The sequence below is a fragment of the Streptomyces sp. NBC_01549 genome (assembly GCF_026339955.1).
In the GTDB taxonomy this organism is placed as follows: Bacteria; Actinomycetota; Actinomycetes; order Streptomycetales; family Streptomycetaceae; genus Streptomyces.
On record NZ_JAPEPW010000001.1, the window covers coordinates 5,333,000 to 5,357,442 of the forward strand.

Below are 24,443 nucleotides of genomic sequence, written 5' to 3' on the forward strand. Positions count from 1 at the left end.
CCGCGCACCGCCCGTTTCCACCCCGCTGACAAGTGACCGTCGCCTGTGGGGGTGACTCGCCGTCGGCGACTGCGGGGAGAGGCAGGCGGATACGCTGCGCGGCCTGCGGCCTGCGGCCTGCGGCCTGCGGGTGGTGGGGGGCTGGAGGGGATCAGCCTCGGCCTGGGCCCGTTCGTGGGGGGTCGGGGGTGTGGGGGGTTGTCGGGGCGGTCACCGCGGCGTCGGTGTCGTCGTGGGCCGGGCGGCGGGGGTGGCCGTCGGACCGGCCCAGGGGCAGGATCGCCTCGGCCGTGTTGACGCGGGGGAGGGCGTAGGGGTGTACGTCGGTCAGCCAGCGGATCATGCGCTCGCGCACCGTGACCCGTACCGTCCAGATGTCGTCCGCGTCCTTCGCGGTGACCAGGGCGCGCACCTGCATGGTGTTGGGGGTGGAGTCGGTGACGGCGAGGCCGTAGTCGCGGCCGTCCCAGGCCGGGCACTCCCGCAGGATGTCGCGGAGCCGCTCGCGCATCGCCTCCACCGGCGCCGAGTGGTCGAGGTGGAAGAAGACGATGCCGGTCATCTGGGGGGTGCCACGGGACCAGTTCTCGAAGGGCTTGGAAGTGAAGTACGACACCGGCATCGTGATCCGGCGTTCGTCCCACGTGCGTACCGTCAGGAACGTCAGTGTGATCTCTTCGACGGTGCCCCACTCGCCGTCCACCACGACCGTGTCACCGAGGCGCACCATGTCGCCGAAGGCGATCTGCAGCCCGGCGAAGAGATTCGCCAGGGTGGACTGGGCGGCGACACCGGCGACGATGCCGAGGATGCCGGCCGAGGCCAGCAGTGAGGCACCGGCCGCGCGCATCGCGGGGAAGGTGAGCAGCATCGAGGCGACGGCCATCACGGTGACGATCGCGGACACCACCCGTTGGATCAGCGTCACTTGTGTGCGCACCCGGCGGACCCGCGCCGGGTCGCGGTGGGCGTTGGCGTAGCGGGTGTAGGAGGTCTCGACGATCGCTGTCGCGATGCGGATCACGAGCCATGCGGCGGACCCGATGAGGATCAGGGTCAGGGTGCGGCCGACGCCGACCCGGTGTTCCACGAGCAGCTCCGCCTGGTCGTACGAGCCGCGCAGCAGGGCGGCGAACAGCACGAGCTGGAAGGGGACGCGTGCGCGACGCAGCAGGCCCCACAGGGAGTTTTCCTGGTGCCGGGCGTCGGCCTTGCGCAGTACGCGGTCCACGGCCCACCCGATGAGCAGCGTGAGCACGACCGAGCCACCGACGACGATCAGGGGACGCAGTACGTTCTCCATGCCTGAGACCGTAACCGGCCAGGGGCCGCCCTGAACATGTCGCCCGGGTCTCTGGGTCTCGATCCGGCGTTGTCAGTCCTGGCTGGCACCATGGAGCGCATGAACATCATGCTCTTTCACTCGACCTACGGGCTGCGGCCCGCGGTGCGCGCGGCGGCCGACCGGCTGCGTGCCGCGGGGCACGAGGTGTGGACGCCGGACCTCTTCGAGGGACGCACCTTCGAGACCGTGGAGGAGGGCATGGCCTTCAACGACGGGATCGGCAAGGAGGAGTTGCTCAGACGCGCCGTCCTGGCCGCCGCTCCCTATTCCGAGCGTGGCCTGGTGTACGCGGGATTCTCGCTCGGCGCCTCCATCGCGCAGACCCTGGCGCTCGGCGACGAGAAGGCCCGTGGGCTGCTGCTCCTGCACGGCACGTCGGACATCGCCGAGAGCGCGTCGGTGGATGAACTGCCGGTCCAGCTGCACGTCGCCGAGCCCGACGCGTTCGAGACGGACGACTGGCTGAGTGCCTGGTATCTGCAGATGCAGCGGGCGGGGGCGGACGTGGAGATCTACCGGTACGCGGGAGCCGGGCACCTCTACACCGACCCCGACCTGCCCGACTACGACGCGGAGGCGGCCGAGGCCACCTGGAAGGTGGCGCTCGGCTTCCTCGACAGCCTGTAGGCCCCGACCGGCAGCCCGTAGGGCCCGTCCGGCGCCGCTACGGGTGTCACACCGGGTCGTACGTCCGCTCCACCTTCTGTGTGCCGCTGGGCGTGCGGTAGGAACGGGCCCAGGACGACGTGGCGTTCGGGCTGGTGCGGTCGGAGACCACGTAGTAGTCCATCTGCGCGCGGTCGGCGGTGATGTCCAGGACGCCGTAGCCGTGGCGGTCGGTGTCGACCCAGTGGACGTGCCGGTTCGCGGCGCGGATGATCGGCGAGGCGATCGCGGACACGGTGCCCTCGGGGACCTTGACGATGTCGTCGAGGTTGTCGGAGGTCATCGAGGTGATGACGAACTCCGTGGCGGCGGACGCGGACAGCGGGTAGGTACCGGCGTCCATGGGCACGTCGTTGGCCCACGACATGTGGATGTCGCCGGTCAGGAAGACCGTGTTGCGGATGGCGTTGGAGCGCAGGTGCGCCAGCAGTTCGCGGCGGTCGTCCGTGTAGCCGTCCCACTGGTCGGTGTTGAGGGCGATGCCGTCCTGCGGCAGGCCGAGCAGCTTGGCGAGCGGCTTCAGCAGGTCGGCGGAGAGCGAGCCGATCGCGAAGGGCGCGATCATCACCGAGTTGCCGACCAGCCGCCAGGTGGTGTCGGACGCCTTCAGTCCGGCCTTCAGCCAGTCGAGTTGGGCCCGGCCCGTGATCGTACGGTCCGGGTCGTCGACCGTGCCGCTGCCCGTGGACGCCTGCTGGGAGCGGAAGGACCGAAGGTCGAGGAGGGAGAGGTCGGCGAGCTTGCCGAAGCGCAGTCGGCGGTAGGTGGTGCCCTCGATCGCCGGGCGCACCGGCATCCACTCGAAGTAGGCCTGCTTCGCGGCGGCCTGACGTGCCGTCCAGGTGCCCTCGGCACCCTCGGTGTGGTTGACCGCGCCGCCCGACCAGGCGTTGTCGGCGAACTCGTGGTCGTCCCAGATCGCCACGACCGGCGCCTTGTGGTGCAGGGCCTGGAGGTCCGGGTCGGTCTTGTAACGGCCGTGCCGGGTGCGGTAGTCGGCGAGGGTGATGATCTCGTTCGCGGGGGAGTGCGGCCGGACGACCGTGCCGCGCGCCGCGTACTCGCCGGACTTGTACTCGTAGATGTAGTCGCCCAGGTGCAGCCAGGCGTCCAGGTCGCCGCGCGCGGCGAGGTGACGGTACGGGGAGAAGTAGCCGGCCTCCCAGTTGGCGCAGGTGACCACGCCGAAGCGCAGGCCCGTCACCGCGGCGTCGGCGGCCGGGGCGGTGCGGGTGCGCGCGACGGGCGAGTCGGTGCCGCCCGAGGAGAAGCGGAACCAGTAGTCGGTGGCCGGTTCCAGGCCGCGGATGTCCGCCTTCACGGTGTGGTCGGAGGCGGCCGTCGCGGTGAGGGAGCCCTTGGCGACGATCGAGGTGAACGCCTTGTCCTTGGCGACGGTCCAGCTGACCTCGGTGTCCGGGCCGACGCCGGAGCCGGGTATCGCCGCGGAGGTGGGCGTCACCCGGGTCCACAGCAGGATGCCGTCCGGCAGCGGGTCGCCGGAGGCGACGCCGTGCAGGAAGGTGGGCGCCTCGGCGGCGCGGGCCGGAAGCGACGCCGCGAGCGGGGCGGCGAGGACGGCGGTGGCGGCCGCGGCCTTGACGACCGTACGGCGGCGCGGGGCGCGGGAGTTGACGGCGCCCGAGGAGTCGGATGATCTGAGACGACTGGTCACGAGCGATCAGGTTACCGATCGGTACAGCGACGGGCGGGCGAACCGGGAAATGTTCGCCCGCCCTTCACGGCTCGTTCGAGTCGCTGCCGGACCGGCCGGAAAGCGGTCGGGAAGTTCCTAATGCCGCAACCGGATCCGCGTAATGAACAAGGATGTGGAAGGGGTCCTCAGCGGGTACCGCGTGCTGTCTTCGGCTCGGGCCACCAGGCCGCGTCCGAGATCGGGGTCGCCGGTGACCCGGTGAGCCGGGGGACGACGTCGGTGACCACGGAGACCTCGCCCTTCTCGATCGCCTGGAACCAGGAGATCCAGGTCTCGATCTGTTCCCCGCTCATGCCCAATCGGAATCGCCGCGCGAAGGCTTCCTCGAAGGTCTCGGGTTCGAAGCGGTAGGGCCGGCCGGTGGCCGCGGCGATCCGGGTGACCGCTTCGTCGAGGGTCAGCGCCTCGGGCCCGGTGATCTCGAGGATCGCGCCGTCGTGCTCGGAGCGGGGACCCTCGTCGAGGGCGACGGCCGTGATCACGTCGGTGATGTCCTCGTGGGTGACGAAGGCGGCCCGGCCGGTGCTCGCGGGGCCCCTCACGACGAACTCCTCGTCGGCGAGGGCGGCCGGCGTCGACGTGTAGAAGCCCGCCCGGAGCACCGTGTGGCGGACCCCGGCCCCCGCCAGGAACTGTTCGGTCTCCCACTGGTCGCGGGCGTTGAGGTAGGTGGCGACGGGCGAAGCGCCGACGAGGGACACATAAAGGACCCGGTCCACGCCCACCGCGATCGCGGCCTCGACGGCGGTGGCGTGTTCCTCCAGCCGGCGCCCCGTGCGGTGTCCGGAGACCAGGATGAGGGTCGACGCACCCTCGAGCGCCCTGCGCATGGCCGGGGCGTCGCCGTAGGCGGCCGGACCGCGCCGCTGGGCGCCCGGCAGTTCGGGTATGCGGTCGGGGTCGCGTCCGACGAGGAGCTGGGGGACGCCACGGTCGGCGAGCCGGGCCGCGATCCGGCTGCCCAGCGCCCCGGTCACCCCCGTGACCGCCACCGTGGCGTGGTTTCCCTCAACCATGGGTTCCCTCCGTCCGGCGTCGCGGCCGATCGCGGAACCCCTGCTTCCGAGGCCCGGCCGGCAGGTCCACCATGACCCACCACTTCACGGTCCTGTCCGAGTCCAGCCTCATCCGGACCGTCGGTTACGGCAACCGCAAGGGCGTGACCCTGCGGTGCGCCCGGCCCTCGCGAAAACGTACGTGCCCGGTCGCGCAGGAGTTCTCGGCGGCGCGGAAAAAGCCCGCCGGCCGGACCCTGTGACGGGTGCCGGCCGACGGGCTGCGCTTCGGGAAACTCTCTAGGACCGATGCATTACTAGGCCTTGAGCGCCGTGCTGATCGCCGTGTTGAAGTCGGCGACCGTCATGGGCGCGCTCTGGCCGTCGGAGCCGGTGAGCTTCTTGCCGTCCATCACCAGGCTCGGCGTGCCATTGACGCCGTCCTTGTTCGTGTTGAACGTCTCCGACATCGCCAGCGCCCAGGCGTCGTACGTGCCGTTCTTGACGGCGTTCTGGAACTTCGTGTTGTTCTTCAGGGTGCCGACCGTGTTCGCGACCTTGATCAGGTAGTCGTCGCTCTTGAACTTGTCGACCGTCTCGTCGGGGTGGTACTTCGACGAGTAGAGGGCGGTCTTGTACTCCAGGAAGGCTTCCGGGCTCACATTCAGCGCGGCGCCCAGAGCGCTCATCGCGTTCTTGGAGCCTTCGCCGCGGGAGCCGATCGTGATCTTCCCGTTCTTGTCGGAGTCGCCGTCGAGGAACGTACCGCCGATGTACTGGATCTTGAACTTGCCGCTGTCGAGGTCCGTCTTCACGGTGGAGCCGACGGTCTGCTCGAACTGGGCGCAGATCGGGCAGCGCGGGTCCTCGTACAGCTTGAGGGTCTTCGTCGCGGTGCTCTTGCCGAGCATGACGGTCGTGCCGTTCGTGCCGGTGGTGTTGGCCGGTGCGACGATCTTGGCGTCCTTGGCGGCGGACTCCCAGTAGCTCGGCTTGTTGTTCTGCACGACCGCGTAGCCGATGCCGCCGGCTATCGCGAGGACGGCGACGAGGGAGCCGGCCACGATGGCCTGGCGCTTGACCTTGTCGCGCTTGGCCTGGCGCTCGCGTTCGAGGCGCAGCTTTTCTCGGGCCGCCGACTTCGCCGCCAGGCTGTTTCGCTTGCTCATGTTGGTGATCTCCATGGGGGACGCGCATACGTCGTACGCGGGATACGTAGGGGGGACTGCTGGTGCTCAGGGGCTGTCGCGCGGAAGCGATGGCTCAGGCGAAAGCAGCCGAGAGCGGCGGTCCACGCCGTCCCAGGGAGTGCACGAACAGGCGGGTGCGGGCGCCGGTGCTCCGGCGTGCGGGGCGGCGCGGCAGCCGGCGCACCGGGGCGAGCCGTACGGTCACCGCGGCGACCGCGATCAGCAGGGGCCGGAAGGTGGCCGCGGCCACCGCGCGCAGCAACTGGTCCAGGGCGCGCTCGCCGCGGCGCAGCCAGGTGGCCGCGAGCAGCCCGACGGTGACATGGGCGGCGAGCAGCAGCCAGGCGGCGGCCGGGTCGGCATGAGCGAGCAGGGCCGCGGCGCGGTCGCCGCTGCCGCCGGTCACGCGGGCCAGCGGGGTGCCCACGCTGCCGCCGCACAGCACGTCGAAGCCGACCGAGCGCAGCGGACCCGCGACGGGACCGCCCGCCCTGCCGTAACAGACGTGCTGGCCCGTGGTGAACACGGTGTCCGCGGCCAGCTCCAGCGGGATGAGCAGGGCGGCGATCCGGCCGAAGCCGCGTTCGCGGCCCGCCAGCGCGTACGCGAGGACGAAGACGGTGGCGGCGACCGCCGCCACCGTGCCCAGCGGCAGGGCGACCCGGGACAGCAGCACGTGCGACGCGGTGGAGAGTGTCACGACGACAGCCGTGAACAGTGCCGCGCGCACGGCTCTGAGCTGGGTCCCGGATATGTCCATAGCGGAGCCGAGTGTCCCACGGGCTCCCGTAAGGGCCCCCTAAAGGGTTCCTATGCGTTACGGGAGCGTTGTGAGTCCGTCGTCAGGGATGCCCAGCCGTCAGGGGTGCCTACAGGCCCGGGATCCGGCCGTTGCGGAACAGGTCGACGAAGATCTGGTGATCGGCACGTGCGCGTGCGCCGTAGCTGTGCGCGAAGTCCACCAGGAGGCCCGCGAAGCCGTCCTCGTCGGCGGCGATCGCCGCGTCGATGGCCCGCTCGGTGGAGAACGGGACCAGCTCCGAGTGGCCGCTCTCGTCGTCGGCCGCGGCGTGCATGGTGGCCGTGGCCCGGCCGAGGTCGGCGACGACCGAGGCGATCTCCTCCGGGTCGTCGATGTCGCCCCAGTCCAGGTCCACCGCGTACGGCGAGACCTCGGCGACGAGCTGGCCCGCGCCGTCCAGCTCGGTCCAGCCCAGCCACGGGTCGGCGTGTGCCTGCAGGGCGCGCTGGGAGATCACCGTGCGGTGGCCCTCGTGCTGGAAGTACTCGCGGATCGAGGGGTCCGTGATGTGCCGGGAGACGGCCGGGGTCTGGGCCTGCTTGATGTAGATCACCACATCGTTCTCCAGGGCGTCGCTGTTGCCCTCCAGAAGGATGTTGTACGAGGGCAGACCGGCCGAGCCGATGCCGATGCCGCGGCGGCCGACGACGTCCTTCACCCGGTAGGAGTCCGGGCGGGTCAGGGAGGACTCCGGGAGCGTCTCCAGGTAGCCGTCGAAGGCCGCGAGCACCTTGTAGCGGGTGGCCGCGTCGAGCTCGATGGAGCCGCCGCCGGGCGCGAAGCGGCGCTCGAAGTCTCGGATCTCGGTCATCGAGTCGAGCAGCCCGAAGCGGGTCAGCGAGCGGGCGTCACGCAGCGCGTCCAGGAGCGGGCCCTCGGCGGTGTCCAGCGTGAAGGGCGGCACCTCGTCGCTCTTGGCGCCGGTGGCCAAGGCGTGGATGCGCTCGCGGTAGGCGGCCGCGTACACCTTGACCAGCTCGGTGATCTGGTCGTCGCTGAGCGCCTTCGCGTACCCGACGAGGGCCACGGAGGCGGCGAAGCGCTTGAGGTCCCAGGTGAAGGGGCCGACGTACGCCTCGTCGAAGTCGTTCACGTTGAAGATCAGGCGGCCGTTGGCGTCCATGTACGTGCCGAAGTTCTCGGCGTGCAGGTCGCCGTGGATCCAGACGCGCGAGGTGCGCTCGTCCAGATACGGTCCGCCGCGCTTCGACCCGAACCCGATGTCGGCGGTGAGGTCGTGGTAGAAGAGGCCCGCCGTGCCCCGGTAGAACGCGAAGGCGGAGGCCGCCATCTTGCGGAACTTGACGCGGAACGCGGCCGGGTCGGCGGCCAGGAGCTCGCCGAAGGCGGTGTCGAAGACGGCGAGGATCTGCTCGCCGCGTTGCTCGGCGCTGAGCTGCGGGACCGACATCGCTGGGTGCCTCCTGGTGCAGGTGGTGCGTGACATGAGGGAAGGACGTGTCCGTCCGCCGGGACGGTTGCTTCCGTCCTGTCCCAACGGACGAAGGTACGCGGGAGTGCCCGCGCGCCGGTACGCCCCGCACGAAGGTACGGGTCGCCGTCCCGCCCGTCACCCGGCCACCCCCCTCATCGAGGCGCTTCGCGCCACAGTGTTCGTCTCGAGTGTCAGTCCCGCGTCATAGACTTCGACGCTGTCCCCCCAGACTGTCCGCAGCCTGTCGACAATTGTTCTTCTTGGAGGCCGAAGCCGTGTCAAAGCCGCCGTTCACGCACCTGCACGTCCACACCCAGTACTCGCTGCTGGACGGTGCCGCGCGGCTCAAGGACATGTTCAACGCCTGCAATGAGATGGGCATGACGCACATCGCCATGAGTGACCATGGCAACCTTCACGGGGCGTACGACTTCTTCCACACGGCGAAGAAGGCGGGCGTCACGCCGATCATCGGCATCGAGGCGTACGTCGCCCCCGAGTCCCGGCGCAACAAGCGCAAGATCCAGTGGGGTCAGCCCCACCAGAAGCGCGACGACGTGTCCGGTTCGGGTGGTTACACCCACAAGACGATCTGGGCGGCCAACCGGACGGGCCTGCACAACCTCTTCCGGCTCTCCTCGGACGCGTACGCCGAGGGCTGGCTGCAGAAGTGGCCCCGCATGGACAAGGAGACCATCTCCCAGTGGTCCGAGGGGCTCATCGCCTCCACGGGCTGCCCCTCCGGCGAGCTCCAGACCCGTCTGCGCCTGGGCCAGTACGACGAGGCCTTGAAGGCGGCCTCCGAGTACCAGGACATCTTCGGCAAGGACCGCTACTTCCTGGAGCTGATGGACCACGGCATCGAGATCGAGCGCCGGGTCCGCGACGGACTCCTGGACATCGGCAAGAAGCTCGGCATCCCGCCCCTGGTGACGAACGACTCGCACTACACGTACGCGCACGAGGCGACAGCCCACGACGCCCTGCTGTGCATCCAGACCGGCAAGAACCTCTCCGACCCGGACCGCTTCCGCTTCGACGGCACCGGCTACTACCTGAAGTCCACGGACGAGATGTACGCCGTCGACTCCTCGGACGCCTGGCAGCAGGGCTGCGCCAACACCCTCCTGGTGGCCGAGCAGATCGACACCTCCGGCATGTTCGAGGCGAAGAACCTCATGCCGAAGTTCGACATCCCGGACGGCTTCACCGAGGTCACCTGGTTCAAGGAGGAAGTCCGGCTCGGCATGGAGCGCCGCTTCCCCGGCGGCGTCCCCGAGGACCGCCAGAAGCAGGTCGAGTACGAGATGGACGTCATCATCCAGATGGGGTTCCCGGGGTACTTCCTCGTCGTCGCCGACTTCATCATGTGGGCCAAGAAGCAGGGCATCGCGGTGGGCCCCGGCCGTGGCTCGGCGGCCGGTTCGATCGTCGCGTACGCCATGGGCATCACCGACCTCGACCCGATCCCGCACGGTCTGATCTTCGAGCGGTTCCTGAACCCCGAGCGCGTCTCCATGCCCGACGTCGACATCGACTTCGACGAGCGCAGGCGCGTCGAAGTGATCAGGTACGTGACCGAGAAGTACGGCGCCGACAAGGTCGCCATGATCGGCACCTACGGAAAGATCAAGGCGAAGAACGCCATCAAGGACTCCGCGCGCGTCCTGGGCTACCCGTACGCCATGGGCGACCGCCTCACCAAGGCGATGCCCGCCGACGTCCTCGGCAAGGGCATCGACCTCAGCGGCATCACCGACTCCTCGCACCCGCGCTACAGCGAGGCCGGCGAGATCCGGGCGATGTACGAGAACGAGCCGGACGTGAAGAAGGTCATCGACACCGCCAAGGGCGTCGAGGGCCTGGTCCGGCAGATGGGCGTGCACGCCGCCGGCGTCATCATGTCCAGCGAGCCCATCGTCGACCACGCGCCGGTCTGGGTACGGCACACGGACGGCGTGACCATCACGCAGTGGGACTACCCGCAGTGCGAGTCGCTCGGCCTGCTGAAGATGGACTTCCTCGGCCTGCGCAACCTGACGATCATGGACGACGCCGTCAAGATGGTGAAGTCCAACAAGGGCGTCGACCTCGACCTGCTGGCCCTCCCGCTCGACGATCCGACGACCTTCGAACTCCTCCAGCGCGGTGAGACCCTCGGCGTCTTCCAGTTCGACGGCGGCCCCATGCGCTCGCTGCTGCGCCTGATGAAGCCCGACAACTTCGAAGACATCTCCGCCGTCTCGGCGCTCTACCGTCCCGGCCCGATGGGCATGGACTCGCACACGAACTACGCGCTCCGTAAGAACGGCCTGCAGGAGATCACGCCGATCCACAAGGAGCTGGAGGAGCCCCTCCAGGAGGTCCTGGCCGTCACCTACGGCCTGATCGTCTACCAGGAGCAGGTGCAGAAGGCCGCCCAGATCATCGCTGGGTACTCGCTCGGCGAGGCCGACATCCTCCGCCGCGTGATGGGCAAGAAGAAGCCCGAGGAGCTGGCGAAGAACTTCACCATCTTCCAGGCCGGCGCCCAGAAGAACGGCTACAGCGACGAGGCCATCCGGGCCCTGTGGGACGTCCTGGTGCCCTTCGCCGGCTACGCCTTCAACAAGGCCCACTCGGCCGCGTACGGCCTGGTCTCGTACTGGACCGCGTACCTCAAGGCGAACTACCCGGCCGAGTACATGGCGGGCCTGCTCACCTCGGTCAAGGACGACAAGGACAAGTCCGCGATCTATCTGAACGAGTGTCGGCGCATGGGCATCAAGGTGCTCCCGCCCAACGTCAACGAGTCGGAGCAGAACTTCGCCGCGCAGGGCGACGACGTGATCCTCTTCGGCCTCTCCGCCGTCCGTAACGTCGGTACGAACGTCGTCGAGTCGATCATCAAGAGCCGCAAGGCCAAGGGGAAGTACGCCTCCTTCCCGGACTACCTCGACAAGGTCGAGGCCGTCGCCTGCAACAAGCGCACCACGGAATCGCTGATCAAGGCGGGCGCCTTCGACACGATGGGGCACACCCGCAAGGGCCTTACTGCGCAGTTCGAGCCGATGATCGACAACGTGGTGCAGGTCAAGCGCAAGGAGGCCGAGGGCCAGTTCGACCTCTTCGGCGGGATGGGCGAGGAGGAGACCAGCGAGCCCGGCTTCGGACTCGACGTCGAGTTCACGACCGACGAGTGGGACAAGGCCTATCTGCTCGCCCAGGAGCGGGAGATGCTCGGTCTGTACGTCTCCGACCACCCCCTCTTCGGCCTGGAGCACGTCCTCTCCGACAAGGCCGACGCGGGTATCTCGCAGCTCACCGGAGGTGAGCACGCGGACGGCGCGGTCGTCACCATCGGCGGCATCATCTCGGGCCTGCAGCGCAAGATGACCAAGCAGGGCAACGCCTGGGCGATCGCCACGGTGGAGGACCTGGCCGGTTCCATCGAGTGCATGTTCTTCCCGGCGACGTACCAGCTGGTGTCGACCCAACTCGTCGAGGACGCCGTCGTCTTCGTCAAGGGACGCCTCGACAAGCGTGAGGACGTGCCGCGGCTGGTCGCGATGGAGCTCCAGGTCCCCGACCTGTCGAACGCGGGCACCAACGCGCCCGTGATCCTCACCATCCCTGCGCTGAAGGTCACCCCGCCGATGGTGAGCCGCCTCGGCGAGATCCTCAGCCACCACAAGGGCGAGAGTGAGGTCCGCATCAGGCTCCAGGGCCCGCGCAAGACCACGGTGCTGCGGCTCGACCGGCACCGGGTGAAGCCGGATCCGGCGCTCTTCGGTGACTTGAAGGTGCTGCTGGGCCCGTCCTGCCTGGCGGGCTGAGGCACGGCAACCCACGGCGAGTGAGCCGAAGGGGCGCGCCGGTGTCGAGAGCGCATGGGGGTCCCCCCGCTCGAGCGAAGCCGAGAGTGGGGGAGCGCGGAGGCCCGACGAAAGAGGGTCGAGCATGGTCGGGCTCTCGACACCGCTGTAGCGCCCCGGAGGCGAACCGAGCCCTAGAAAAGAGGGGCGCATCCGTTGTCGGATGCGCCCCTCGGTGTATGCCTGGGCTTCAACGGCCCTTAAGCGTGGCCTCAGTTGTGGCCGAAGCGCTTCTGGTGCTTGCGGGCGACGTCCGCGGGACTGCTCTGGACCTGCGATATCGGCGTGTGGGCCTCCGTCGAGGACCGCTGCGCCTGCTCATGCGCACGCTCGGCCTGCGAGGAGCGGTCCTGCTGGCCGCCCTGCTTGCGGTTCTTGTTCTTGGCCATGGTGATTGCCTCCTGTGGGGCCCTAGGGGTCAGGGCCGGAACCAGATTCACATAGCCTGACAAGCAGTGCATTTCGGAGAATTACCGTGCGTGATAAGGCCTGTCGGAGCGTTATCTCCCGATACGCCACGCCGAAGATCGAGTTCGGGCCGTTAACCTCCGCGTGGTCGGGCAGACTCGAAGCAAGCCCGAAGCAAACCTCCCGGAACCGGAAAGAGGGTGGACCGCGTGGACCGCTGCATCGTCCTGGTGGACGCCGGGTATCTGCTCGGGGCTGCCGCCAGTCTCCTCGCCGGGGAGCCCTCGCGATCCCGGATCACCGTCGACCACGCCGCCCTCATCCAGGGCTTGCGCGAGCGCGCCGAGTCCGACACGGAGCGGCCCCTGCTGCGCATCTACTGGTTCGACGGCGCCCCCGACCGCGTACCGCAACCGGAGCACCGCAGGCTGCGCGTGATGCCACGGGTCACGGTGCGCCTGGGCGCGCTGACCCGTAGCGACGGGCGGTGGGCGCAGAAGGGCGTCGACGCCGCCATGCATGCCGAGCTGACCGAGCTGGCCCGCAACCGCGCCTGCTCCGACGTGGTCCTGGTGACCGGCGACGGGGACCTACTGCCGGGCATGATGGCCGCAAAGGAACACGGCGTCGCCGTACACCTGTGGGCCGTGCAGGCCGCGGACGGCGACTACAACCAGTCCGAGGACCTGGTCGCCGAGGCCGACGAGCGCCGGGTGCTGGACCGTGCGTGGATCACCAAGGCCGTACGGGCCAAGGATCTCGGCGGGATCTGCGCGCCGCAGCCCGTGCCGCGCCCCGAGATCGCCGCGATCCTCTCCGCGCCGCTGCCCGACTCGTCGCTCGCCGGCGCGGCCGAGCGGCCCGCCGAGTCCGCGGAGCACAGCCCTGTGGCCGAGTCGCGGAACGGGGCCGAGGAGCGGGTTCCCACCCCCAAGGGCGTACCCACGCCGAAGGACCTGGCCGCACTGCGCACACCGGGCGTACAGGCCCCCCAGCACCCCGCGAGCGCGACGCTGCGCTGGTCGTCCGACAAGGGGTGGATCGAGCGGCCCGGGGGCGCCACCGAGTCGGCGGAGGCCGCCGCGCTGCCCACGCTCGCCCAGCTCACCTCCGCCGAGCAGCGGTGGGCCGACCGCGAGGAGGACATCACCACGGTCGGCGGTGATCCGTACGAGGTCGGGCAGGTCTTCGCGCGCCGTTGGATGGGGCGGCTCACCGACCCGGGCCATCTGCAGAAGCTGTCCACGATGTACCCGCGGGTGCCGCACCGCGTGGACGGCGAGCTGCTGCGTTACGCCGCGCGCTTCGGGCTGCTCGCCCACAAGGACGACCAGATCGACGAGCACGACCGGTATGCGATCAGGGCGGGGTTCTGGCGGGAGATCGATGTGCGCACGGCGGCGGAGCACGCCCCTGCCGGGGAGTGAACCGGGGGAGCGGTTGAACCCCGGGTGTGTCTCTCGGGTGCGGGTGGGTGGGGCTTGTCGCGCTCACGCGGCGCAGCCGCACGACGTCACAGCCCCGCGGCCCTGGCCGGGCGGGGCGCGAGATACGCTCATGAGTGGCTTGTGAGTGGGCCCAGGTGACGGCCCCGGGCGCATAACGGGGCATCGGACCCCGTAGGCTCGTCCTTCGTGAGTACGCGCACGGCACAGGCAGTCCGGAACGGGCACAGGGGCGATGTCGTGTGCTCGGCGCGCGCGCTGACCAAGACCTACCCGGCCGTCCGCGGACGCCGTGGCAGCCCCGGTACGCCCGAGGTGCGGGCCACCGACGGGGTACGGCTGGACATCCGGCGCGGTGAGATCTTCGGGCTGCTCGGGCCGAACGGCGCCGGGAAGTCGACCCTCGTACGCCAGCTGACCGGGCTCATGCGACCCGACAGCGGCAGTATCGAGATCCTCGGGCACGACATCGTGCGCCACCCCGAGCGGGCGGCGCGGATCCTCGCGTACCTCGGACAGGAGTCCACCGCCCTCGACGAGCTGACCGTGTCGCTGGCCGCGGAGACGACCGGGCGGCTGCGCGGGCTCGAACTGCGCGAGGCGCGGGCCGAGCGGGACGCCGTACTCGACGAGCTGGGGCTCACCCCGATCGCCTCCCGCCCCCTGAAGAAGCTGTCCGGCGGCCAGCGGCGGCTGGCCTGCTTCGCCACCGCGCTGGTCGGACAACGGCCGCTGCTCGTCCTCGACGAGCCGACCACCGGCATGGACCCCGTGGCCCGGCGGGCCGTGTGGAGCGCCGTCGACCGGCGCCGGGCCGAACACGGCACCACCGTGCTGCTGGTCACCCACAACGTCATCGAGGCGGAGACCGTCCTCGACCGGGTCGCCGTCCTCGACCGGGGCCGCGTCATCGCCTGCGACACACCGGCCGGTCTGAAGGAGCGGGTCGCGGGCGAGGTGAGGGTCGAACTCGTCTGGCGCGAGAACGCGCCGCTGGACGTGCCCGAGGTCGCCGCGCTGCGGGCCCGGGCCGTCGAGTCGGGACGCCGCTGGACCCTGCGGCTCGCCCCGGAGGAAGCCCGCGCGGCCGTCGCCACGGTCACCGGTGGCGCCGCGTTCGCCGCGCTCGACGACTTCACGCTGGCCACGCCGAGCCTCGAGGACGTGTACCTCTCGCTCGGCGGCGATGCGCAGGGGCTGGTGAAGGCATGAGCCCGCGGGGTCCGGAATCCGTAGGGGAGTCCGTACGGGTGGGGAGGGGCGTCGTGGGTGTGGGAGACGGCGTGAGAATCGGCGTCGGAAACAGGGACAGGACGGCTGCCGGAGTGAAGAGGAGCAGCTCGACGTGAGTGTCGTACCCGCTGAGGTGCTGTCGGGCAGTGCGCTGTCCGCGGCCGAGGGCGCCGGCGACGCCGCCGAACTCGGGCCGCGGGCGCGGCTGTGGCCCTCCCTCGCCGCCATGTACCGGGCCCAGCTCTCCCGCGCGCGCGTGGCGCGGATTCCGCTGCTGTTCGTGGCCACGGTCCAGTCCGTCGGCATCATGGTCATGATGCGTGGCGTGGTGGACGGCGGGGGCGAGGCCCGCTCCATCGTGGCCGGGGCGTCGGTCCTGGTCGTCGCCTTCGTCGGGCTGAACCTGCTGGCACAGTACTTCGGACAGCTGCGGGCCGGCGGCGGGCTCGACCACTACGCGACCCTGCCCGTGCCGCCGGCCGCCGTCGTGCTGGGCGTGGCCGGCGCGTACGCGTCCTTCACCGTGCCCGGGACCGTGGTCACCGCCCTCGTCGGCTGTGTCCTCTTCGGGCTGCCGATGGCGCATCTGTGGGTGCTCGTCGCGGTGATCCCGCTCGCCGGCGCCGCGCTCGCCGGGCTCGGGGCGGCACTCGGACTGCTTGCGCCTCGACCCGAACTCGCCACGCTGCTCGGACAGTTGGGGATGTCGGCGGCACTGCTGCTCGGGGTGCTGCCGGCGGACCGGCTGCCTACGGTGGTGCAGTACGGCCGTGATCTGCTGCCCTCCACCTACGGCGTCGAGGCCTTCGCGCGGAGCTTCGGGGAGCACCCCGACTGGGCCTTCGTCCTCGGTGACCTCGGCGTCTGCGCGGGCGTCGGGGTGGCCTCGCTGGCGGTGGCGACCTGGGCGTACCGCCGGGCGGCCGTCCGGTGACGCGGCTGACAGCCGGGCCTGGCACGATGGCAGGGTGACCGCACCGCTGACTCCGCCGCCGCCGCCGCATCAACCTCCCTCCGACGACGCCCATGCCTGGCAGGCTCCGCCCGCCGGGGGCGTCGCGGGGACCGTCGGGTACGAACAGGACGGGCCCGGGATGAAGACCGAAGTGAAGGAGGCCGCCGTCGTCACGGTGGCGGTGGCACTCGCGGGAGTACTGCTCGGGGTGCTGTGGTGGTGGCTGGCGCCGCATGTGCCGCTGGTCGCGGACGACAGCGCGGTGTATCTGAAGGACACCGAAGGTGAGCAGGCCATCGGGGTCGACGGAACGTTCACGCTGCTCGCGTTGGCGTTCGGTGCGGTCAGCGCGGTGGTGGTTTTTCTGGTGCGGCGGCGTGGGGGTGTGCCGCTCGTCGTGGCGCTGGCCGTGGGGGGTGTGCTCGGGTCGCTGCTCGCCTGGCGGATCGGGATCTGGCTCGGGCCGACGCAGAACGTGGTCGCCCATGCCAAGCATGTCGGCAAGGGGGTGACTTTCTCGGCGCCGTTGAAGCTCGGGGCGAAGGGGGCGTTGCTGGCGTGGTCCCTGGCGGGGCTGGTGGTTCATCTCGGTCTGACCGCGTTGTTCGGTCCCCGGGATCCGGATCCCTATGCGAGCCCGTACGGGGCCCCACCGGCGCCTCCGGCGGTCTGAACCGGGGACACGGCCGGCTTCTCTCGCCCCCGCCGCCCCTACCCGTCCCATCCCCAGGGGCTCCGCCCCTTCGACTCCACTGGGGGCTGCCGCCCCCAGACCCCCGCATCGGCCTGAACGGCCTCGTCCTCAAACGCCGGACGGGCTGGGGGTATGGGCCTTCGGGTTCGTCCTCAGGGGCCTGATGGGCTGGGGGACGGGACGCGGGCCGGCGGGGTGGGTGGGGTATCGGCCTTCGGTCTCGTCCTCACACGCCGGACGGGCTGAAAGATGCGGGGCGGAGCCTCGCCCCAGGGGCGCGGGGAACTGCGCGCTCAGCCCCCACCGGCCGTCAGTCGGACGACTTCGGGGGGCCGGGCGCCCAGGTCATGGAGGTCGGTGGCCGTGGTTCGAGCGGCCCTTCTTCGTGCGCCACTTGCGTTTGCGGGTTCGCTTCGACATGCCTCTCGTGCTTAACGCAGGATGACGCATCCGTCGAGGGGTCACGCACGGGCGACCGGCGCGGCAACCGCTTCCGTGAGTTTCGCCAAGTCGTCGGGGGCGAGCTCCACCTCCAGGCCCCGGCGGCCGGCCGAGACGCAGATCGTGGTGTGGTGGTCGGCCGAGGCGTCCAGGACCGTGCGGAGTTTCTTGCGCTGGCCCAGGGGGGAGATGCCGCCGCGGACGTAGCCCGTGGTGCGCTCGGCGGCGGCCGGGTCGGCCATGGCGGCGCGCTTGCCGCCCACCGCCGTGGCCAGGGCCTTGAGGTCCAGGGAGCCCGCGACGGGGACCACGGCGACCACCAGGGAGCCGTCCACGTCCGCGACCAGGGTCTTGAAGACGCGGTCGGGCGAGACGCCCATCGCCTCGGCGGCCTCCTCGCCGTAGGAGGGGTGCGCGGGGTCGTGCTCGTAGGCGTGGACCGTGTACGCGACGCCCGCCGCGGTCAGGGCCACCGTCGCGGGCGTGCCCCCGGGCTGCTGCTTCTTCGACTTCTTCGCCAAGGTGTCGATGCCTTCAGTTGAGACTTGTCGGGTTGCGCGTCAGTTCCGCCGCGGGCAACGACGGCAGGTTACGGATGATGGCGGTCTCGGCGCGCAGGAGTTTCAGCTCTTCGTGGAGGCGGGTGGCCGTGTCGGGGGCCTGGAGCAGCTGCTGCTTGGCCGGGATGTCGAGCATCACGGCGGCCGCCACGAGGTAGGAGACCACCGCCGGGTCGTCCGGCAGGTCCGCGCCGGTGGACAGTGAGCGTTCGCGGGCGCCCGCCAGCCGCTTCTGGTACTGCCGGAAGGCCCGCAGGACGCCCTCGGCGAGCGCGCCCGCCTCCTCGCCGGGTTCCTCCGGCAGCTCCTCCAGCTCGGCCGTCAGGAAGGGGCCGGAGGCGTCCACCGACAGGAGCCGTACCCGCGTGGTGCCGGTGGCGAGGACCTCGAAGCTGCCGTCGGCGCGCTCCCGGACGGTGGCCGCGTCCGCGACGCAGCCCACCTCGTGGAAGGCCTTCAGCGGGTCGTCGCCGAACCCGGCCGCGGGCCCGCGCTGCGGCAACGCCGTCTGGTCCGGCATGCCGGGTGCGGAGGGCGCGACCTCGTGGCCGTCGCGGATGGCGACGACGGCGAATCGGCGCGATTCGTCCTCGGGGGTCTTCAGCAGTTCGCGCATCATGGCGCGATAGCGCTCCTCGAAGATGTTCAGTGGAAGCACGAGCCCCGGGAACAGAACCGAGTTCAGGGGGAAGAGCGGGAGCCGGACGGTGGTCACGACGCGAAAGCCTAATGGTCGCCGGAGCGGGCACGTCCGTCGTGCTCACTCCGTGGATGGAGGGGGGTGTTCGAGGCGACCTCCAGGCGGACTCCGTCGCGCAGTTCCAGGAACTGGCTCAGCGGGTCGTCGGAGACCCGGTCCCAGGGGAACGAGGTCGCGTACGGGCCGATCAGACGGAGCTGGTCCAGGGCGTCCTGCCAGCGCTCCAGCCTGATCAGGACGTAGGTGAGGAGGTTGCGCACCTCCGCGGGCCACGGGTCGGCGGGCGCGTACGCCGCCGAGACCGCGATCGCGAGGTCGGCCGCCGCGTCGAGCCGTTCACGCGGTACGACGGCCCGGCCGCCCTCGGTCAGATAGGCGAAGGCCGCGCGCACCGGCAACGCCTGTACGAGTGAGCCGGGCAGCGCGTCCTGGGCGGCCCGCTCGGCGAAGTCGAAGCACTCGCGGTGCGAGCCGTACCAGGCGGCCGACAGGTACTTCAGGGCGGCCACATGGCAACCATAGTGGTGCGGGGAGCGGCGTACGGCCTCGGTCCACAGCTTCTCGAACTCGGTGTGCCCGGCGTTGGTGCCCCGGGCGTGGTCGAGCGCGATCCGCCAGGGCACAGGGTCGCGCGGGTCGCCCTCGGCGGCGGCGCCGATCAGCGGGCCGGCCTCGCGCAGCAGCTCGGCGCGGGCGGGCGACTCCCACCAGCGGCGCACCGCGAGCTCGGCCTTGACCAGGAGCGCGTCCGGGTCGTGCGGGGACTCGCTCTGCCAGGTCTGGAGCCACTCGTCGCGGGTGCGGGCGAAGGCGGCGAGGCGCATCGCGTAGCGGTCGCGGTTCTCCCACTCGGCGGCCTCGCGGGTAGCGGCGAGCAGTTTGGCCGCGATGTCGTACTCGCCGCGGGCCGCCGCGACGAGGGCGGGGGCGAGCCGCTCGTCCGGGGCGTCCAGCAGTACCTCGTCGTCGGCGGGCAGTCCGGCGGCGAGGCGCGAAGTGTTCTTGACCATCCGGGCCGTACGGATGAACGCGCGCAGCAGTGCCATGGTATCGACCATTGAAAACCGCAGGTCGGGGCTGTACCAGAGGCGGGCGGTGACACTTTCGTAACCCTCGTTTGGTTGTGCGTCGAACGGTCAAGGGTGAGTAAAAAGTGACTGTTGTTCTACTATTGAAGGCCTGTCAACAACATGGCCGGATGCTGTCCCAAGGGCCTCTCAGCTGCGGCGCAGCAGCCGCGTCGCCCCCGCCGCCACCGTCGTCGCCAGGATCCAGCCAAGGAGGATCACCACCGCGGCCAGCCACTGCCAGCCGCCGCGCAGCTGCCAGGTGTCCACCTGGCCGAGGTCGATCACCGGCAGCAGCAGGTCGAGGGCGAACAGCGCGGCGTTCCACGGCGGACGCCCGCCGCTCGCCGGGGTGTGGGTCGCGTGCGAGAAGGCGATCGAGGACGCCGCCCACAGCACCGCCATCCACAGGGCCGCCCGGCCGGGCCGGTACCCGTAGGCGACCGTCCAGTCCTGTGCGTACCCCCACAGCTTGGCCGCGAGCGGCAGGGTCTCGCGGCGGCGACGCTGCTTGGCGAGCAGCACCTCGCGCGCGTCCTCGTCCTCACCGGAGTCGCGCAGCACGGTGGCCAGTCGCTCGTACGGCTCCGGGCTGTACTCGGCGGTCGCCGCCGCCACCCACTCCAGCCGCCGGATCAGCGGGAACCCGCCCTGCGGTACGAGGTTCTCGTAGCTGAATCCGCCCATGTGGAGGTTGCCCGGGCCCGGCCAGCTGTCCGCCCGGTCGACGAGATTGACGATCCGCGCGCCCGACAGGACGACCTTGCCCCGCTCCGGGCGCTCCCCGAGGAAGCGCAGCTCGGGCGTCTGCACCCGCAGCAGGGACAGCTCCTGGTCGTCGTCGAAGGTGAAACGGGCCCGCTCGAAGTCGAGGGCGTCCCCGAACCGCCCGTCGTCGAGGCGGATGCCGCCCCGGCACTCGAAGCGTTGCACCAGCGTCCCGCGCGCCGGGGTGGTGCCACTGGTCAGCAGGGGATTGCCGAGGCCCGCGGGGGTCATGTACAGCGTGCGGTTGACGGTCAGCTGGGGGGCGTTCAGGGCGAGCCGTGAGTACGGGTTGTTCAGCTTGCTGCCGCGCAGGCTGAGCGAGACACCGACCGTCGCGCCGCGCAGACTCAGCTCGCCGTGCGACTCCAGCATCTCGGCCTGAAGGTCCTGTCCCACGGTCATGCCGTCCCCGGTGAGCGAGCGGCCGCGCCGGTCCCGGTAGACCACGGCCTGGTTGAGCAGCAGATCCGTGCCGATGTGCGCGTCGGTCAGCCGTACACCGTTGTGGAAGCGGCAGCGCGGCAGATGCAGATCGCCCTCGGTGTGCACCCGGGCCGCCTCCAGGCGCGGCACCGAGCAGTTGACCAGGCGTACGGTCGTGAAGCGCGCCTCCGGCAGCAGGATCTCCTTCTCGAACCGGCAGCCCTTCAGCTCGACGTACGGGACCACCGTGCCGCCCGCGAGGTCGAGGACGTCGGTGATCTGCACGCCGGTCAGCTTCAGGGAGGCGACCCGGCCCTGGAGGGCCGGCGGCCCGTCGAGCAGCAGCCACGCCACGATCCGGGCCCGGACACTGCGCTCGGGCCCCCAGGGATGGCCGCCGTGCGGATCGTCCACGGTCATGTCCCCGCTACGCAGGTCGTACACGCTGCCGTTGCGGAAGGCCTGCCACATCCCGGCCTCGGCCGCGGTCAACTCGTCTGGCAGGTCCCCGGCGCGCAGGCCGGCCCCCTCGGTCACGGCTCTTCCCTTCCTCCCCAACTACTCGCGGGTTTCGTACGACCGTTCATGCCCGCTGTGTGACGGACCGAACGCTATTGGTGACGGAGATCTCCGGGGGGAGCCTGGGACGGCTTGTATCAGCCATTGATACAGGCGTCCGGCGCCTTATCGCCGTCTGAGAGAATTGGGATCGTGCTGCAATCTCTTCGTATGGCCCGAATCGATCTGCGCGGCGACGCCCTCCCCGAGGGCTCCGCCCTGCGCGACCTGCTGCCCCGAGCCGACTTCGACGTACAGGCCGCCCTGGAGAAGGTGCGTCCGATCTGCGAGGCCGTGCATCATCGGGGGGACGCGGCGCTGATCGACTACGCGGAGAAGTTCGACGGCGTACGGCTGGAGTCCGTACGGGTCCCGGCCCAGGCCCTCGCCGACGCCCTGGAGCAGCTCGACCCGGCCGTGCGCGCGGCCCTGGAGGAGTCCATCCGCCGCGCCCGCCTGGTCCACCGCGAGCAGCGCCGCGCCGCGCACACCACCCAGGTCGCGCCGGGCGGCTCGGTCACCGAGAAGTGGGTGCCGGTCGGGCGGGTTGGGCTGTACGCGCCCGGCGGCCGCTCCGTCTACCCCTCGTCCGTGATCATGAACGTGGTCCCGGCGCAGGAGGCGGGCGTCGAGTCGATCGCCCTCGCCTCCCCCGCGCAGGCCGATTTCGGCGGCCTGCCGCACCCGACGATCCTCGCCGCCTGCGCGCTGCTCGGCGTCGACGAGGTGTACGCGGCCGGTGGCGCGACCGCCGTCGCGATGTTCGCGTACGGCACGGAGTCCTGCCCGCCCGCCAACATGGTCACCGGCCCCGGCAACATCTGGGTCGCCGCCGCCAAGCGCTACTTCACCGGCAAGATCGGCATCGACACCGAGGCCGGCCCGACCGAGATCGCGATCCTCGCGGACGAGACCGCCGACCCGGTGCACGTGGCCGCCGACCTGATCAGCCAGGCCGAGCACGACCCGCTCGCCGCCGCCGTCCTCGTCACGGACTCCGCCGAGCTGGCGGAGGCGGTCGAGAAGGAGCTGGAGCCGCAGGTCGCGGCCACCAAGCACATCGAGGACCGGATCGTCCCGGCGCTCAGCGGCAGGCAGTCGGCGATCGTCCTCGTCGACGGCGTGGACGAGGGCCTGCGGGTCGTCGACGCGTACGGCGCCGAGCACCTGGAGATCCAGACGGCGGACGCGGCCGCCGTCGCCGACCGGGTGAAGAACGCGGGCGCGATCTTCGTCGGCGCCTGGGCGCCGGTGTCGCTGGGCGACTACTGCGCGGGCTCCAACCACGTGCTGCCCACCGGCGGTTGCGCCTGCCACTCCTCGGGGCTGAGCGTCCAGTCCTTCCTGCGCGGCATCCACATCGTGGACTACACGCGCGACGCCCTCGCCGAGGTGGCGCACCACGTGGTGACGCTCGCGGAGGCGGAGGACCTGCCGGCCCACGGGGCGGCGATCAAGGCTCGTTTCGGGTGGAAGGTTCCAGAGAGCAAGTGACCGGTATCGACGATCTTCCCGTACGGGACGAGCTGCGCGGCAAGTCCCCCTACGGTGCGCCCCAACTCGACGTGCCCGTACGGCTGAACACCAACGAGAACCCCTACCCGCTGCCCGAACCGCTCGTCGAGCGGATCGCCGAGCGGGTCCGTGAGGCCGCCCGCAACCTCAACCGCTACCCCGACCGGGACGCGGTGGAGCTGCGCACCGAGCTGGCCAAGTACCTGACGAGGACCGGCGGGCACCGGGTCGGCGTCGAGAACGTCTGGGCGGCCAACGGCTCGAACGAGGTCATCCAGCAGCTGCTGCAGACCTTCGGGGGACCCGGCCGTACGGCGATCGGCTTCGAGCCCTCGTACTCGATGCACACGCTCATCGCACGCGGCACCGGCACGGCCTGGATCTCGGGTCCCCGCAACGAGGACTTCACGATCGACCTGGCGGCCGCCACCCGGGCCATCACCGAGAGCCGCCCGGACGTCGTCTTCATCACCACCCCCAACAACCCCACGGGCAACGCGGTGCCGCGTGAGACGGTCCTCGCGCTGTACGAGGCCGCGCAGGCCGCCAAGCCGTCCATGGTCGTGGTCGACGAGGCGTACGTCGAGTTCAGCCACGGCGACTCGCTGCTGCCGCTGATCGAGGGGCGGCCGAATCTCGTCGTCTCGCGGACGATGTCGAAGGCGTTCGGCGCGGCCGGACTGCGCCTCGGCTATCTCGCCGCGCACCCCGCGGTCGTGGACGCGGTCCAGCTCGTACGGCTGCCCTACCACCTGTCGGCCGTCGCGCAGGCCACCGCCCTGGCCGCCCTGGAGCACACCGACACGCTGCTCGGGTACGTGGAGCAGCTGAAGGCCGAGCGGGACCGGCTGGTCGCCGAGCTGCGTGCGATCGGGTACGACGTGACCGAGTCCGACGCGAACTTCGTCCAGTTCGGGCGATTCGCGGACTCCCACGAGGCCTGGCAGAAGATCCTCGACCAGGGCGTCCTGGTCCGGGACAACGGCGTACCGGGATGGCTGCGGGTCTCCGCCGGCACCCCGGCCGAAAACGACGCGTTCCTGGACGCGGTCCGTGAGTTGAAGAAGGAGCAGAGCGCATGAGCCGCGTCGGAAGAGTGGAGCGGACGACCAAGGAGACGTCGGTCCTCGTCGAGATAGATCTCGACGGGTCCGGCAAGGTCGAGGTGTCGACGGGCGTGGGCTTCTACGACCACATGCTCGACCAGCTCGGCCGGCACGGTCTGTTCGACCTGACCGTGAAGACCGAGGGCGACCTGCACATCGACTCGCACCACACCATCGAGGACACCGCCCTCGCGCTCGGCGCCGCCTTCAAGCAGGCACTCGGCGACAAGGTCGGGATCTACCGCTTCGGCAACTGCACGGTCCCGCTGGACGAGTCCCTCGCCCAGGTGACGGTCGACCTGTCGGGCCGCCCCTACCTCGTGCACACCGAGCCCGAGAACATGGCGCCGATGATCGGCGAGTACGACACGACGATGACCCGGCACATCCTGGAGTCCTTCGTCGCCCAGGCCCAGATCGCACTGCACGTGCACGTGCCCTACGGTCGCAACGCGCACCACATCGTGGAGTGCCAGTTCAAGGCGCTCGCCCGGGCGCTGCGCTACGCCTCCGAGCGCGACCCGCGCGCCGCCGGCATCCTCCCCTCCACGAAGGGCGCTCTGTAA

General features: G+C 70.5%; 21 protein-coding genes. 10 read left to right on the forward strand and 11 right to left on the reverse strand.

What is annotated here, in order from left to right; genetic code table 11:
- Window positions 1-151 precede the first annotated feature (151 nt).
- Window positions 152-1,303 carry a mechanosensitive ion channel domain-containing protein gene (locus tag OG819_RS23700; protein WP_266651097.1) on the reverse strand — a complete coding sequence of 384 codons (1,152 nt, stop codon included), beginning with the start codon at window positions 1,301-1,303 and terminating at the stop codon, window positions 152-154.
- 99 nt (window positions 1,304-1,402) lie between these two features.
- Between OG819_RS23700 and OG819_RS23705 the strand changes: the two genes are divergently transcribed.
- Window positions 1,403-1,972 carry a dienelactone hydrolase family protein gene (locus tag OG819_RS23705; RefSeq protein WP_266582036.1) on the forward strand — a complete coding sequence of 190 codons (570 nt, stop codon included), beginning with the start codon at window positions 1,403-1,405 and terminating at the stop codon, window positions 1,970-1,972.
- 46 nt (window positions 1,973-2,018) lie between these two features.
- Here OG819_RS23705 and OG819_RS23710 read toward each other — a convergent pair whose 3' ends face one another.
- Both OG819_RS23710 and OG819_RS23715 read right to left on the reverse strand, forming a co-directional pair.
- Window positions 2,019-3,686, reverse strand: a complete 1,668-nt coding sequence (locus OG819_RS23710) for an alkaline phosphatase D family protein (protein WP_266651098.1) — start codon at window positions 3,684-3,686, stop codon at window positions 2,019-2,021.
- Window positions 3,687-3,853: 167 nt separating this feature from the next.
- A complete protein-coding gene (locus tag OG819_RS23715) occupies window positions 3,854-4,744 on the reverse strand; it encodes an NAD(P)H-binding protein (RefSeq protein ID WP_266624075.1) in 891 nt (296 codons plus the stop codon).
- A 71-nt stretch (window positions 4,745-4,815) separates the two neighbouring features.
- On the opposite strand from OG819_RS23715, the gene OG819_RS23720 reads away from it, so the two are divergent.
- Window positions 4,816-4,986, forward strand: a complete 171-nt coding sequence (locus OG819_RS23720; RefSeq protein ID WP_266624074.1) for a hypothetical protein — start codon at window positions 4,816-4,818, stop codon at window positions 4,984-4,986.
- A gap of 54 nt (window positions 4,987-5,040) precedes the next feature.
- On the opposite strand, the gene OG819_RS23725 is transcribed toward OG819_RS23720, so the two are convergent.
- The 3 genes from OG819_RS23725 to OG819_RS23735 form a co-directional block, all read right to left on the reverse strand.
- The gene (locus OG819_RS23725) at window positions 5,041-5,892 is read right to left on the reverse strand and encodes a thioredoxin domain-containing protein (protein WP_266651099.1); all 852 of its coding nucleotides are present in this window, start codon (window positions 5,890-5,892) and stop codon (window positions 5,041-5,043) included.
- Window positions 5,893-5,986: 94 nt separating this feature from the next.
- Complete coding sequence (locus OG819_RS23730; RefSeq protein ID WP_266624071.1) at window positions 5,987-6,673, reverse strand: hypothetical protein; 687 nt, start codon at window positions 6,671-6,673, stop codon at window positions 5,987-5,989.
- A gap of 109 nt (window positions 6,674-6,782) precedes the next feature.
- Window positions 6,783-8,126 carry a DUF2252 domain-containing protein gene (locus OG819_RS23735; RefSeq protein WP_266414909.1) on the reverse strand — a complete coding sequence of 448 codons (1,344 nt, stop codon included), beginning with the start codon at window positions 8,124-8,126 and terminating at the stop codon, window positions 6,783-6,785.
- Window positions 8,127-8,425: 299 nt separating this feature from the next.
- Here OG819_RS23735 and dnaE point away from each other — a divergent pair, with 299 nt between their 5' ends.
- Window positions 8,426-11,965: a DNA polymerase III subunit alpha gene (gene dnaE, locus OG819_RS23740; RefSeq protein WP_266651100.1), complete on the forward strand. Its 3,540-nt coding sequence runs from the start codon at window positions 8,426-8,428 to the stop codon at window positions 11,963-11,965.
- Window positions 11,966-12,216: 251 nt separating this feature from the next.
- Here the strand turns inward: dnaE and OG819_RS23745 are convergent, their stop codons facing one another.
- Entirely contained in the window at window positions 12,217-12,393 is a 177-nt protein-coding gene (locus OG819_RS23745; protein ID WP_266651101.1) for a hypothetical protein, read from the reverse strand.
- 228 nt (window positions 12,394-12,621) lie between these two features.
- On the opposite strand from OG819_RS23745, the gene OG819_RS23750 reads away from it, so the two are divergent.
- The 4 genes from OG819_RS23750 to OG819_RS23765 all read left to right on the forward strand — a co-directional run bounded on the left by OG819_RS23750 (window position 12,622) and on the right by OG819_RS23765 (window position 16,718).
- Window positions 12,622-13,839, forward strand: coding sequence for an NYN domain-containing protein (locus tag OG819_RS23750; protein WP_266624069.1), 1,218 nt, complete (start codon window positions 12,622-12,624; stop codon window positions 13,837-13,839).
- 207 nt (window positions 13,840-14,046) lie between these two features.
- Window positions 14,047-15,069, forward strand: a complete 1,023-nt coding sequence (locus OG819_RS23755; protein WP_266624068.1) for an ABC transporter ATP-binding protein — start codon at window positions 14,047-14,049, stop codon at window positions 15,067-15,069.
- A 133-nt stretch (window positions 15,070-15,202) separates the two neighbouring features.
- Window positions 15,203-16,024 (forward strand): ABC transporter permease, encoded by an 822-nt coding sequence (locus OG819_RS23760; protein ID WP_266624067.1) that lies wholly within the window; start codon window positions 15,203-15,205, stop codon window positions 16,022-16,024.
- Between the two features lie 34 nt (window positions 16,025-16,058).
- The gene (locus OG819_RS23765) at window positions 16,059-16,718 is read left to right on the forward strand and encodes an AAA family ATPase (protein ID WP_266651102.1); all 660 of its coding nucleotides are present in this window, start codon (window positions 16,059-16,061) and stop codon (window positions 16,716-16,718) included.
- Window positions 16,719-17,200: 482 nt separating this feature from the next.
- Here OG819_RS23765 and ybaK read toward each other — a convergent pair whose 3' ends face one another.
- From ybaK to OG819_RS23785, 4 genes are all read right to left on the reverse strand, one after another.
- Window positions 17,201-17,701, reverse strand: coding sequence for a Cys-tRNA(Pro) deacylase (gene ybaK, locus OG819_RS23770; RefSeq protein ID WP_266624064.1), 501 nt, complete (start codon window positions 17,699-17,701; stop codon window positions 17,201-17,203).
- A 13-nt stretch (window positions 17,702-17,714) separates the two neighbouring features.
- Window positions 17,715-18,455 carry an LON peptidase substrate-binding domain-containing protein gene (locus tag OG819_RS23775; RefSeq protein ID WP_266624062.1) on the reverse strand — a complete coding sequence of 247 codons (741 nt, stop codon included), beginning with the start codon at window positions 18,453-18,455 and terminating at the stop codon, window positions 17,715-17,717.
- A gap of 11 nt (window positions 18,456-18,466) precedes the next feature.
- On the reverse strand, window positions 18,467-19,486 hold the full coding sequence (locus OG819_RS23780; RefSeq protein WP_266624060.1) for a hypothetical protein: 1,020 nt from the start codon (window positions 19,484-19,486) through the stop codon (window positions 18,467-18,469).
- A 171-nt stretch (window positions 19,487-19,657) separates the two neighbouring features.
- Entirely contained in the window at window positions 19,658-21,235 is a 1,578-nt protein-coding gene (locus OG819_RS23785; RefSeq protein ID WP_266651103.1) for an oxidoreductase, read from the reverse strand.
- A gap of 192 nt (window positions 21,236-21,427) precedes the next feature.
- Here OG819_RS23785 and hisD point away from each other — a divergent pair, with 192 nt between their 5' ends.
- From hisD to hisB, 3 genes are read left to right on the forward strand one after another with little or no spacing between them, the layout of a single operon-like run.
- Entirely contained in the window at window positions 21,428-22,750 is a 1,323-nt protein-coding gene (gene hisD, locus OG819_RS23790) for a histidinol dehydrogenase (protein ID WP_266414933.1), read from the forward strand.
- Window positions 22,747-23,853, forward strand: a complete 1,107-nt coding sequence (locus OG819_RS23795) for a histidinol-phosphate transaminase (protein WP_266651104.1) — start codon at window positions 22,747-22,749, stop codon at window positions 23,851-23,853. Before hisD ends, OG819_RS23795 begins: the two co-directional genes overlap by 4 nt.
- Window positions 23,850-24,443, forward strand: a complete 594-nt coding sequence (gene hisB, locus OG819_RS23800) for an imidazoleglycerol-phosphate dehydratase HisB (protein WP_054217455.1) — start codon at window positions 23,850-23,852, stop codon at window positions 24,441-24,443. Before OG819_RS23795 ends, hisB begins: the two co-directional genes overlap by 4 nt.